Genomic DNA, 12,735 nt, shown 5'->3' with positions numbered 1-12,735 from the left:
AAATGCCTTTTTAGAAGCTGAAGTTATTCGGGGTCTTTCGCCATGAATTCTTCGGCTTTCTCCACCATTTCCTTATTACCGCAGAAGAAGGGCACCCGTTGGTGCAACTCGGTAGGATCAATATCAAGAATTCTGTCGAAGCCGTTACTCGCTTTCCCACCGGCCTGTTCGGCAATAAAGGCCATAGGGTTACATTCATAAAGCAACCTCAACTTTCCATTCGGGGCACTGGAGGTGGTTGGATAGAAATAAATACCACCTTTGATCATATTCCGGTGAAAGTCGGAAACCAGAGATCCTATATACCTTGAGGTATAAGGCCTGTCTTCCTTTTCTTCCTGGCAATATTTTATATAATTTTTCACTCCCTTTGGAAAATGTACGTAATTCCCTTCATTAACAGAGTAAATACATCCTTTTTCGGGGAACTTCATATTGGGATGAGACAGATACCATGATCCCAATGCCGGGTTAAGCGTAAATCCATTCACTCCGTGCCCGGTGGTATACACAAGCATAGTTGAAGTCCCATAAACCACGTAGCCTGCAGCGACCTGTTTGTTCCCGGGCTGTAGAAAATCTTCCAGTTGAACAGGCGTTCCCACAGGACTAACTCTTCTATATATGGAGAAGATGGTACCTACAGAAACATTTACATCGATGTTAGAACTACCATCCAGCGGGTCCATTAGAACTACATATTTGTTTTTGTGGTCATTATTTGAACCGGCAATGGTTATGAAATCGTCATTTTCTTCGGAAGCGATCCCGCACACAATCTCACGGTTTGTGAGGGTTTGGATAAACTTCTCGTTAGCATATACATCCAGTTTTTGTTGATCTTCGCCCTGAACATTAGTTTCTCCTGCTGCTCCTGTAATATCTACCAGTCCGGCTTTGTTCACCTCGTGATTTACCACTTTGGCGGCAAGTCTTATGGAATTGATTAATCTGGAAAGTTCTCCGGAGGAGTAAGCGAATTCTGCCTGGTTTTCAATAATAAACTCGCCTAATGTTTGATTTTTCTTGATCATGGAAGTAGTAAATATGCTTTACCGGACAAAACTAAACCAAAATATTTTAAGCGACTATAACGTTTTCGTAATTTAATCTTAAAATCAAATCTCTATTTTTGTCAGTAAACAAAAGCTATGGATACCATAATTCGAGATGCAAGAAAGGAAGACATGCCGGCAGTGCTGGAACTTATTAAAGAACTGGCCGCCTTTGAGAAAGAACCCGATGCAGTAATCACCACTGTCGAGACTTTGGAAAAGGAAGGTTTTGGAGAGCATCCGCTTTTTCATGTTTTTGTGGCTGAAGTTGATGGCAGGATCGAAGGTATGGCCCTTGTATACTATCGTTTTTCCACCTGGAAAGGCCGAACGCTGCATCTGGAGGATCTTATTGTAAGAGAGGAAAAACGTGGTACCGGGCTTGGAAACCAATTATATCGAAAGGTGATTGAATATGCCAAGGAACAGGGATTAAAACGTGTGGAATGGGTGGTGCTGGACTGGAACACGCATGCCATTGACTTTTACAAACGCAGCGGAGCTAATATTCTTGAGGGTTGGTACACAGTGCAGATGGATGAGAACGGAATCACCAACTACGTAGAAACTGCCAGATGAAGGTATTCAAATTTGGAGGCGCATCTGTAAGAGATGCCGGCGGAGTAAAGAACGTTCTCAAGGTACTCGAGGGAGAAGGAATTAATGAAAAGCTTATAGTCATCTCGGCTATGGGGAAGACCACCAATGCCCTGGAGGAGGTTGTAAAAGATTATCTTCAAAAAGGGCAATTTAATGATGCTCTACAGCCGGTAAAGGAATATCACAGAGAGATCCTGCTGGGACTTTTCGAAAATAAAGATCATATTGCTTTTGCTCAAGTGCGGGATATATTTCAGGAACTGGAGAATTTCCTTAATCATAACCGCTCGACCAATTATGACTTCGTTTACGATCAGGTTGTGATCTACGGGGAGTTACTTTCAACCAATATTGTTAGCACATATTTTTCTTCCCGCGGAATTAAAAATGACCTGCTTGACGCGAGAAACTGCATTCGAACTGATAGTACTTACCGTGATGCACAAGTGCAATGGGACGAAACACAGGCACAAATAAAATTAAAAGTTAATCCTAAGAGCCTCACGATAACACAGGGTTTTATTGGTGGAGATCCTAATAACTTTTCCACTACTTTGGGACGGGAAGGAAGTGATTACACCGCCGGAATTTTCGCCTATTGCCTGAATGCCGACAGCGTAACCATCTGGAAAGATGTCCCCGGAGTGTTGAATGCAGATCCAAGAGCATTTGAAAATCCGCACCTGCTGGAGCAAATCTCGTATGAAGAAGCCATAGAACTTGCATTTTACGGGGCTTCGGTGATCCATCCAAAGACGCTTCAGCCGTTGCAGCGAAAGGAAATTCCGTTGTTTGTGAAATCATTTTTGAATCCGGGGAACCCGGGAACGGCAGTAAGAAAGGGGCAGCCTATACTTCCGAAGATCCCTTGCTTTATTGTCAAAAAAGACCAGGTTTTGATCTCTTTATCTTCCTTGGACTTTTCCTTTATCCTGGAAAAAAATATAAGCGAGATCTTCAGTTTATTTCATAAATACCAGATAAAAGTGGACCTTATTCAGAATTCGGCCATTAGCTTTTCTGTTTGTATTGATAATAAATTTAATAACCTGGAAAAGTTGATCAATCATTTAAAGGCGACCTTTAGAGTGAGTTACAACACCGGGGTTTCCCTTTACACCATAAGGCATTTTGATGAAAAAGCCGTAGAGGCACTGGAAAAAGACAAGAAGATCCTGCTTAAACAGACTACCCGGGAAACCGTGCAATTAGTAGCCATACCTTAAGATTTAAAAAACATACTGAATGGGAATTGTAAGTGCAAAAGAAGTTGCCAAAGTCATGAATTTGGACAAATTCGGATTTATAGGAACTTCTATAGGGTGGATAGTCTTAAAAACCACCCAACTTTCGGTGATCAATAAGGAATATGATAAGCGGAAGCATATGACTGCCCCTCAATTTATCGATTCTATTCTGAAAGGTTTTGAAATAGATTTTGAGATTCCTGAAGATGACCTGAAGCGAATCCCAAAGTCAAGACCTTTTATTACCATTTCAAATCATCCCCTGGGAGGGATTGACGGGATGATCTTGCTTAAGCTTTTACTGTCACAGCGGGAGGATTTTAAGGTGATCGCCAATTTTTTGCTACAGCGTATTGAGCCTATTCAGCCGTTTATTATGCCTGTCAATCCTTTTGAAGATCACAAGGAAGCACAATCCAGCACAAGAGGTATAAAAGAAGCCATAACCCATTTACAGGAGGGGAAACCTCTGGGAATTTTCCCGGCGGGAGAAGTTTCCACCTATCGCGATGAACGAAGGATCGTGGACCGGCCGTGGGATCCTGCGGCGATGAAACTTATTCAGAAGGCCAAAGTACCCGTGATCCCGGTTTATTTTCATGCCAAGAACAGCACCTTTTTCTATAAACTGGCTTCGGTAAGTGATGTCCTTAGAACTGCCAAGCTGCCCAGTGAGATGCTTTCACAAAAGAGACGCAAGATCAAAGTGCGGATTGGAAACCCTATCCAACCCAAGGACCTGGAGGAGATCACCACCGTAGAATCATTAACGGCTTTCTTACGCCGAAAGACTTATATGCTTGCCAATGCCTTTGAAAAAAAGCCATTTTTGAAAGGTATTCCCAAGAACTTTAAGATCCCGAAACCTCCGAAAAAGATCGTGGAAGAAACACATTCCGATCTTATGATGGCAGAGGTGGAACTCTGCCGCAAACTGGACAAAAGACTACTGGAAAGTAAAAACTATGAAGTTTTTCTTGCCAAAAAAGAGATCATTCCCAATGTGCTCAAGGAAATTGGAAGGCTTCGGGAAATCACCTTCAGGGCAATAGGCGAAGGGACCAATATGTCTACCGACCTCGATAAATTTGATGATTATTATTATCACATGTTCCTGTGGGATAATGAGACCAACAAAATTGCAGGAGCATATCGAATGGGTATGGGCGCCGAGATCTTTGAGAAGTATGGGATCAATGGATTTTACCTGCAGGATCTCTTCAGGTTTGAGCCAGAGCTGCATAAAATGATGAGCGAATCTATCGAAATGGGCCGGGCCTTCATTATTAAGGAATATCAGCAGCGTCCCATGCCACTGTTTTTACTTTGGAAAGGGATAGTACACTGCACCTTGAGATTTCCGAAGCACAAATACCTTATAGGAGGGGTAAGTATTAGCAACAAGTTCTCCAACTTTTCAAAGTCTTTAATGATAGAGTTCATGAGGTCAAATTATTATGACCCATATGTAGCTCAATACATAAGGCCTAAAAAAGAATTCAAAGTAAAACTTAAGGACCAGGATAAGGATCTAATTTTCGATGAGACCAAAGCCGATCTCAATAAATTTGACAAGATCATTGACGAGGTAGAACCGGGAAGCATGCGCCTTCCTGTGCTTATAAAAAAGTATATTAAGCAAAATGCCAAAGTAGTAGCCTTCAACGTGGATCCTATGTTCAATGACGCAGTTGACGGACTTATGTACATTCGAATAGCCGACCTTCCGGAAAGCACTGTACGCCCGGTAATGGAAGAATTTCAGCAGGAACTGGAGCGCAAGGTCACAGAAATGCGGAAAAACGGAGAACTTCCAAAGTAAACCTGCTCTTCATATTAAAAACATGAAGTTGGATTTAGATTTTTTGATGCTTAACTTGCTGTTTTAGGAAAAAAATAGAAAACATGGAAAAGATATTAATAGTAGGAGCAACCGGAAGTACAGGAAAAAGGATTATTGAGATCCTCAACAACAGTCAGAGTTTTGAGCCGATGGCCATGATTAGAAAGGAAGAGCAAAAGACCATTTTTGAGGACATGGAAGTCAAGTGGGTACTTGCCGACTTGGAGCAGGAGGACTTCTCCGGAGCGATGAAAGGTGTCAAAAAAGTGATTTTTGCTGCAGGTTCGGGAGGAGATACCGGAGAGGAAAAAACTACGGAAGTAGATGAAAAAGGGGCTATTAAAATTATCGATGCAGCCAAAAAGGCTAAAGTCAAAAAGTTCATCATGTTAAGCGCAATGGGAGCAGATGAACCTTCCAGCCATCCAAAGCTGGAGCACTACCTTAAAGCAAAAGCAGCAGCAGATAAACATCTTGAGGAAAGCGGACTAAACTACACGATTATACGCCCGGGAAGACTTTCTGATGACATGGGCACCGGAAAAGTAGAACTGGCACACAAGCTCGAAGGCGCAGGAGAGATCCCAAGAGACGATGTGGCTTTTCTTTTAATTATGTCCCTGGCAGATCCCCTGGTTCAAAATATGACCTTTGAAGCTATTGAAGGCGAAGAACCAATAAAATCTGCTATGATCGAACTAAGCCGCGGGTAAAATGAAACCCACAAGAAAAGATCTTACCCCCGGAAGCAGGGTGGCAATAGTGCAAAAGCAAGATCAACGATCGGGCAGGCTGACCTATGGTTACGTGGCCGACATACTTACTAAATCTCCCATGCATCCCCACGGAATAAAAGTACGGTTGGAAACGGGAGAAGTGGGGAGAGTTCAGAAGATTGAAGACACGCTTGCCTGATCAATTAGCAATAAACAATTGCCAATTAACAAGATTCCGCTGTCGATTCAGAGGATATCATCAAACGGCCTATCGAAAATTTTGCGTGAAAATTGAAATGAGTGAGCCGTAAAATTTTAGGCTTTTGAGCCATCGAGATTATGAAATTTTTCAAAAGGATGGTGGCGAGTTCCTAAAATTTAGGCTCCGAATGAAAATTTTAGCAACATTTTCGTAAGCCGATTTTTTGGTTCTTTTTCATCAATGGAAAAAGAACAGAATTTTCTTTAATGATCGATTATTTCAAATCAGCCGAATGTCTTCACAAAAAATGAATCTTTGTGTCAATTTGGGTGAATCTGGAACTGCGATAGCAGGAACAGATTTGTATCGAGAATAAGGCATTATGCAGGTATTTCCTGATCCTGATAGGATTTGATCCGTTGAGAGTTGATGATGATCAGGGCCATGAGGACAAAAATTCCGGCCATGAGGTATTCAAAGCCTACTCCGGCGTCCATTAATAAGCCGACTACGAGGGGTCCCAGTGCGGTACTAATGACGGAGAACATGGTGAAGACACTTCTTATCACTCCCATTTTTTCTGTTCCGTAGAGTTCGGCTATTAAAGCTGTTTTGACCGTTCCTGCCACTCCCATACTTATTCCGGCGGTGACGAGAAAGATCAATGCTCCTACGATGCTTTCCATGAAAGCAAAAGGCAACAGCCCTAAGTTGATTGGGATCAAATAATACTGGAAGAGTTTCCTGGCTGTGAATTTATCTACCCACATCCCTCCAAAAAGGGAAAAAAGGAAACGGGTTACTGCATAAACAGTAAAGAAGGTGGCGTATAATTGTACAGACCAGCCTTTGTTCTCCACAAATACATACTGATAAAAGAAGATCGCAGTTGCACCAAAGCTAAGGATGAAACTGGCGGGCATCATCACTCCGAACTTCCTGTCAAAAACCACAGATTTATAATCCTTTAATAAAGACCAGGGAGACGGACTTCCCTTTGTCGACAGCTTTTCATCAAAATATTCAAGTCGGGTGAATTTAAGTCGGATGAGGTAGATCAAAAGAGCAACCCCACTGGCAATTGCGGCAACCCGCCAATCGAACCAGCTTATGAGGAAAGCGATGATAAGCGGAAAAATAGCTTCCCCTACCGAAAAACCGAGAGAGGAAAAGCTCAGGGCTTTTCCGCGGTCATTCACGTATTGCTTTGACATGATGGTCATGCTAATGTGCGTGAGCAACCCCTGGCCTGCAAGTCGGAGGCCGGTAACTGCAACTATAAGCAGAATTATACTTTCAGAAACTCCAAGCAGGATACTGGAAAGTGCCAGGCCAGCAACTGTAAAAGCAGTGACTTTTTTAACCGGCTTATGATCTACCGTATGACCAACGGAAAGCATGATGAAAGAAGCTGCAATCGTACAGCCGGCATAGATCGCTCCAAAAGCACCTTCAGAAATACTGAAAGACCTGATGATCTCGGGTACGTAGAGGGAAATAAGGAAAGTTTGTCCAAAGCCCGATAGAAGCGTGAGCAGCCAACCAAAGCTTACGGTCCTGAAATTTCCCTTTAGAAAGTAAAAATAATCCTTCAAAATGCCTTTTTTGAAGCTGCAAAGGTAAGGCCTTATTCCCGCAGGGAAAAAGTTAGCTGCTCTTTAGGATATTTTTAAAAGAAAAGGATTTCGTGCAGGTTTCTCAGTGAAAAGTGTAATCTGAATTTTTAGCTCTTCTGGCTGAAATCCGGCTTCTTTACGGTTTTCCCTCAAGTTCCTTAACAAAATTTTAATAGATTTACTGAGCCTCAGGTAGAATTGTTTATCCGGTAAATAAAAAAGGGAAAACAACAGGTTTATTTGGGGTATAAGAAGTTGGGCAAATATTATATGAAAAATTTAATCTCCTCAATTTTGAGGTCCTCCGAAGAAAGAATTAAAAATCCATTTATTGGGTCCTTTATTATTTCGTTTTTAGCTTTAAACTGGAAAGCAATTTTAGTTATACTATTTTCGAGTAAAATCATAGAAAAAAGAATTGATATTGTCGAAAATGATTATAATAGTGTTAGTACTTATTTAATCCTCCCATTAATTATTGCCGTCGTATATGTTGCAGTACTTCCTTATGTTATGTGGCTATTTGATAAAATTGGCCATTTTGCATTGAAAGGTAGAAAAGATAGTTTCTTACAACAAAGACTGATCGATATTAAGGGACAGCAAGCACTAGCTGAAGAAGAAGTAAAACTAGAAAATTTAAGAGCAGACTATAAAGAAAAGTCCGATTTAAATCGAAAGATAACCAACCTCAGTAACGAGTTGATTAAAAAAGATGATTTTATAGATAGCTTAGAAACGGAAAATTCTGAATTAAAAACCCAGTTATCTGATACTAACGAACATTTGAAATCAAATACAGAGAAATACGATATCCTTCTAGAAAAAAAAGAAGAAATAGAGAAAGAGAAAAAAAGAATATATCAAGAGTATCATAATTATGATAAAAGTTTCATAGATAGATTCATAAAGGATATTACAGAATTATTAAAGCAAACAGAGTATCCAAAAGACCAAGTAGATGAATTAGGTTTAGTAATGTATTTTGAAGAAGATTTAATAACAAAAGTCCATAATTTGACAAATAAAACTGATAAGTACTATTTGACACCAAAAGGTAAAGCTATGGTAGATCAGTATTTCAAAGAAAGAATGGATGAATAATACTTTGCACAACTACGGTTCATCCCAAATTACGGGTATTATTGAAGAAGTTTAATTTTAGGAAACCAAGAAATTAGAAAACTAAGCTGACAAGTCCGGATCCCTACTCCCGCAACTTGGGATAGCATAGACTACTATTATGCAAGCCTTTAGAAGAAATTTATGACATACACACAAACTCAAAAAACAGGATTCTTTGAAGCAGTAGAATCACTAAAAAAATATAGAAGAGCTGATTTAATTGATCAACGTGGAAGAAATTTACTTAAGGAACTATATACAGATTTACTACCTAATGATTACATATTACAAAAATCCTTAAAAGAAAACACGACATTTTTAATAGGAAGAAAAGGTACAGGCAAATCGACAATTTTTCTCAGAATCGAGCAAGAATTAAGAGAAATGAAAGGCTATTTACCATGCTATTTAGATGTTAAAACAATCTATGAATCTTCACAGACAAAATTATCAAGAGTTAATGGTTTAGATGATTTAATACCATCTGACTTATTAGATAAATACTTAATTGAAAGAGCTTTTATACAAAATGTCCTAAGTGCGATTATTGAACAGGTAACCAAAAAGTTTGATTCTAATATTGACAAGTTATTAGAAATCATCGGTGTTACTCAAGTTGAGGCTGTAAAAGAAAAACTAGAGGAGCTTAAGAACAATGTTGAGGATAATAAATATTTAGAAAATATTGAAATTCCGATTTTACAGAAAATTAGTGTTTCTCAAAAAAGTTCGGAAGAAAATACCAAAGAAAGAAATATCGATTTAAAAGGCGTTGATTTTGAGGTAAAGGCGAATCCAGATGGAGTTTCGGGAAAAGCCGGAACAAATTCGGGTATTGGATGGAAAAAAGGCCAAAAAACATCTTTTGAAAATGAAGATGTTTTTTCAAATGTTTTTCTGAAAGTATTTCAAATCAAAGAAATAATTGTGGGGATAAAAGAGACTTTATCTCTACTCAAAATAAGACATTTATACATACTCCTAGATGATTTTTCTGAAATTGACGATGACTCAATCAAGACATTTGTTGATGTAATACTAGCTCCACTAAATAACTGGTCCGATGAGTTTATCAAGTTTAAAGTTGCTGCTTATCCTAATCGAATTTATTTTGGGAAAATAGATCCTGGAAAGATAGATACGATCAATTTAGATTTTTATAATCTTTATTCAGAATTCGATAGAGATAAAATGGAAACCAATGCAATTGGATTTACAAAAAGAATTTTAGAAAAGAGATTTAGAAGGTTTGCGGATTCAGAAGTCGAAGAATTCTTTGAAACATCTAAGAACTCAATGGATGATTACTTTGAAATTCTTTTTAATGCATCTATGAATGTTCCTCGAATATTAGGATATATACTTTCCTACTGTTATCAAAGTAGAATAATTTATGATAATAAAATTAATAAAAGCGACATTGAGGAAGCTTCACAAAGATATTACAATGAAAAAATATTTTCATTTTTCGAAACAACCACTCACTCACTAATTTCTTTAGATGAAAAAATATCAGTTCTTCAGCTAAAAAGTCTTCTAAACATTTTTATAGAAAAAGCTAAGAACATAAAGAAAAGAATTACTTCAAAAGAATTAAAAGGTTCAATATATTTACAAAACACTCCTTACTCCAGTCACTTTCATTTCGATCCGAGATTTGAAGAATTTCTTAAGACGTTAGAATTAAACTTTTTCATAAGTAAGTATAATGATTTAAGTGATAAGGATGGATTACCGGTTTCTATATATTCCCTAAACTATGGTCTATGTAAAAAAGAAAATATAATTTGGGGTAAGCCAAAAGGCACAAAATATCGTAAATACTTTATTGAAAGACCATTTAATTATACCAAAGTAATTACAGAGTTCTTATCTAACGCTAAACGTATAATCTGTTCGAATCCAGATTGTGAGAAACAATTTGAAATTCAGGATTTAAAATTCTTAGAGTTTAATAATTATAGGTGTAATAAATGTCAATCAAAGGTCATTATCGAAACACTATCTGATGATATTAAAGATCAAATTGATCGTATCGATAAAAACAAAATGCTTCCCATACCTGAAGTAAAAATTTTAAAAGAACTTCAAAATTCAGATACTGAGTTATATGCGAGGGACATTGCTCAAGAGGTAGATTATAGCGGACAATTGATTGGTTGGAGAGCAAAAAAATTAGACGAACAGCATAATTTAATTAGCAGAAAAAAAGAAGCTGGTAAAACTTATAAATATATCCTAACACCAATGGGAATAGACTTCTTTACAGGCAAATAGTTAAAAGCCAGCAGCTAACAACAGTTTATCGTCAATAGCCGGTAGCGTTAGAAAGAAAAAAAATTAATTTGACAAACCAACTAATACTGAACCGATAAATTTGAGTGCCCTACTGCGCCAACTGGAAATAAACGAGACCGTTGAAATTCCTCCAACCAATTAAAAATGAAATTTCGCTCCCTTTATGAATCCAGGACTGAGAATCTTGGAGTAACAATTAAACCCGCGGAGGTAAAACAAATATTGAATAGAGATCCTGAAAAATTTCACTTACAATGGTTGACGGACCGCAGGTTCATAATAAGCTTAAATTTTTCATACGGCAGCAACCTAATATTTGATATAAACCGACCAAATACTAAAAGTGAAATTTTATTCTATGGGAAATTGACTGAAATAGAAAATTCAAAAACGAAAATTGAACTGAAAACAAGAAGCAAAACTTTCCTTGCTACATTATTGATCGTTCTACCATTGCTGGTTGTTTTTCTTCAGATAATTATCAAATTCGAATGGCCAATTTTCTTAATCCAGTTTGCCATTTTTCCACTCGCAATCATAGGATTATTGAACTTCATTAGAAGCGAGGAAGACGGATTGTTAAGGAATTTCAAGGAATACCTGAATGACGAGATAATAAAGCACGATAAGAATGTGGCAGGGAAGCTGCTATAAAAAAGCCTTATCATTCGGTTCCCACAGTTCGATCTTGTTACCGTCGGGATCCATGATCCAGCCGAACTTCCCATATTCGAAAGTCTGCATCTCCCCTACGATCTCTACGCCCTCTTTCTTTAGTTCCTCAAGCAATTCTTCCAGGTTCTCCACCCGGTAATTAATCATAAACTGCTTTTTTGAAGGCTCATAATAATCTGTGTCTTCTTTCATTGGGCTCCACTGGGTAGAGCAGTCGTTTCCTTCTTTATCCTTCCACCAGAAAGTGCTCCCCCACTGGTCTGTGTTAAGGCCAAGATGTTTATTGTACCAATCTTTTGTTGTTTTTGGATCTTTGGTTTTGAAGAAGATCCCGCCTATGCCTGTTACTCTTTTTTTCATAGTACCTTTTGTTTAAAAACGGAGACGCACTGGTAGTGCACCTTTTCTTTATAGATCCTTAAAATGAGCTATGATCTTATGAGCTATGGTATCGGCCAGCTTTTTGTGGCTTTCTACCGTCCATCCTGCCACGTGGGGACTTAGGAGCACGTTGGGCATTACCAGCAGCTCCTGAAGTGCCTGAGGCATTTCGGCAGCTTCAGTAAAAAGATCTTCAAAAGAACCTTTTTCATACTCCAGTACATCCAGTCCTGCACCAAGGATCTTTCCAGATTGTAAGGCCGAAACAAGGTCTTCGGTGACCACACTTTTTCCACGAGCGGTGTTGATTAGCCAGAAAGATTTTTCGAAAGCCTGAATAAAATCTTTATTGAACATTCTGTTAGTTTCCGGAGTCCAGGGAGTGTGTAGGCTAACCACATCACATTCTCTCCTGAATTTCTCCAAAGAAACCTGCTCTGCATGCTCATCTCCCACTCCCTCTAAAATGTCATAACAAACCACCTTTACATCAAACCCCTGCAGCTTTTTGGCCAAGGACTTTCCCATGTTTCCATAGCCAATGATCCCAACAGTTTTCCCTTCAAGCTCTACTCCGCGGTTGGCTTCACGATACCACAAGCCTTCCCGAACCTGCCTGTCGGCCTGGTTTAGTTTGTTGAAGAGGGAAAGAAGCATTCCCAGGGCATGTTCGCCCACTGCATTTCTATTTCCTTCGGGTGCAGAAAATAGCTTCACACCTCTTTTTTTAGCATACTCTACATCAATACTCTCTAAACCTGCACCTACACGGGCGATGAATTTTAAATTGGGCGCAGCATCAAGGAAATCTCTGTCGATTTTAAACCTGCTCCTTATTACGATGCCATCATATAGATGTTGGTTCTCCAGGATCTCCTGCTCACTTTGATTGTAAGCTTCAATGTTTATATGTCCTTTAGCTTCGAGCTGTTGTAAAAGAGTGGGGTGATTGGAGTCGGCGTGAAGAATGGTCATGA

The 12,735-nt window shown here is 38.9% G+C and carries 12 protein-coding genes; 8 read left to right on the top strand and 4 right to left on the bottom strand.

Going from position 1 to position 12,735, the window contains the following annotated elements; genetic code table 11:
- Nucleotides 1-23: 23 nt before the first annotated feature.
- Nucleotides 24-1,034, bottom strand: a complete 1,011-nt coding sequence (fbp, locus tag LA313_RS07420; protein WP_228914043.1) for a class 1 fructose-bisphosphatase — start codon at nt 1,032-1,034, stop codon at nt 24-26.
- A gap of 117 nt (nt 1,035-1,151) precedes the next feature.
- Here fbp and LA313_RS07415 point away from each other — a divergent pair, with 117 nt between their 5' ends.
- The 5 genes from LA313_RS07415 (at nt 1,152) to LA313_RS07395 (ending at nt 5,660) form a co-directional block, all read left to right on the top strand.
- Entirely contained in the window at nt 1,152-1,634 is a 483-nt protein-coding gene (locus LA313_RS07415) for a GNAT family N-acetyltransferase (RefSeq protein WP_228914042.1), read from the top strand.
- Nucleotides 1,631-2,881, top strand: coding sequence for an aspartate kinase (locus LA313_RS07410; RefSeq protein ID WP_228914041.1), 1,251 nt, complete (start codon nt 1,631-1,633; stop codon nt 2,879-2,881). The genes LA313_RS07415 and LA313_RS07410 overlap by 4 nt, the downstream gene beginning before the upstream one ends.
- Before the next feature lie 19 nt (nt 2,882-2,900).
- Nucleotides 2,901-4,724 (top strand): GNAT family N-acyltransferase, encoded by a 1,824-nt coding sequence (locus tag LA313_RS07405; protein ID WP_228914040.1) that lies wholly within the window; start codon nt 2,901-2,903, stop codon nt 4,722-4,724.
- Nucleotides 4,725-4,807: 83 nt separating this feature from the next.
- A complete protein-coding gene (locus LA313_RS07400; protein WP_228914039.1) occupies nt 4,808-5,458 on the top strand; it encodes an SDR family oxidoreductase in 651 nt (216 codons plus the stop codon).
- Nucleotide 5,459: 1 nt separating this feature from the next.
- A complete protein-coding gene (locus LA313_RS07395; RefSeq protein WP_228914038.1) occupies nt 5,460-5,660 on the top strand; it encodes a YwbE family protein in 201 nt (66 codons plus the stop codon).
- 383 nt (nt 5,661-6,043) lie between these two features.
- On the opposite strand, the gene LA313_RS07390 is transcribed toward LA313_RS07395, so the two are convergent.
- Nucleotides 6,044-7,258 (bottom strand): MFS transporter, encoded by a 1,215-nt coding sequence (locus LA313_RS07390; protein ID WP_228914037.1) that lies wholly within the window; start codon nt 7,256-7,258, stop codon nt 6,044-6,046.
- 291 nt (nt 7,259-7,549) lie between these two features.
- Here LA313_RS07390 and LA313_RS07385 point away from each other — a divergent pair, with 291 nt between their 5' ends.
- From LA313_RS07385 to LA313_RS07375, 3 genes are all read left to right on the top strand, one after another.
- Nucleotides 7,550-8,383: a hypothetical protein gene (locus tag LA313_RS07385; RefSeq protein WP_228914036.1), complete on the top strand. Its 834-nt coding sequence runs from the start codon at nt 7,550-7,552 to the stop codon at nt 8,381-8,383.
- 162 nt (nt 8,384-8,545) lie between these two features.
- Nucleotides 8,546-10,681: a hypothetical protein gene (locus tag LA313_RS07380; RefSeq protein WP_228914035.1), complete on the top strand. Its 2,136-nt coding sequence runs from the start codon at nt 8,546-8,548 to the stop codon at nt 10,679-10,681.
- A 165-nt stretch (nt 10,682-10,846) separates the two neighbouring features.
- Entirely contained in the window at nt 10,847-11,356 is a 510-nt protein-coding gene (locus LA313_RS07375; protein ID WP_228914034.1) for a hypothetical protein, read from the top strand.
- Here the strand turns inward: LA313_RS07375 and LA313_RS07370 are convergent.
- The gene (locus LA313_RS07370) at nt 11,351-11,737 is read right to left on the bottom strand and encodes a VOC family protein (RefSeq protein ID WP_228914033.1); all 387 of its coding nucleotides are present in this window, start codon (nt 11,735-11,737) and stop codon (nt 11,351-11,353) included. The two genes, LA313_RS07375 and LA313_RS07370, sit on opposite strands and share 6 nt — an antisense overlap.
- Nucleotides 11,738-11,785: 48 nt before the next feature.
- Nucleotides 11,786-12,733, bottom strand: coding sequence for a 2-hydroxyacid dehydrogenase (locus tag LA313_RS07365; RefSeq protein WP_228914032.1), 948 nt, complete (start codon nt 12,731-12,733; stop codon nt 11,786-11,788).
- Between the last annotated feature and the right edge of the window lie 2 nt (nt 12,734-12,735).

This window comes from Salinimicrobium sediminilitoris, assembly GCF_020866905.1.
GTDB lineage: Bacteria > Bacteroidota > Bacteroidia > Flavobacteriales > Flavobacteriaceae > Salinimicrobium > Salinimicrobium sediminilitoris.
This window is presented reverse-complemented; position numbering and strand designations above follow the sequence as displayed.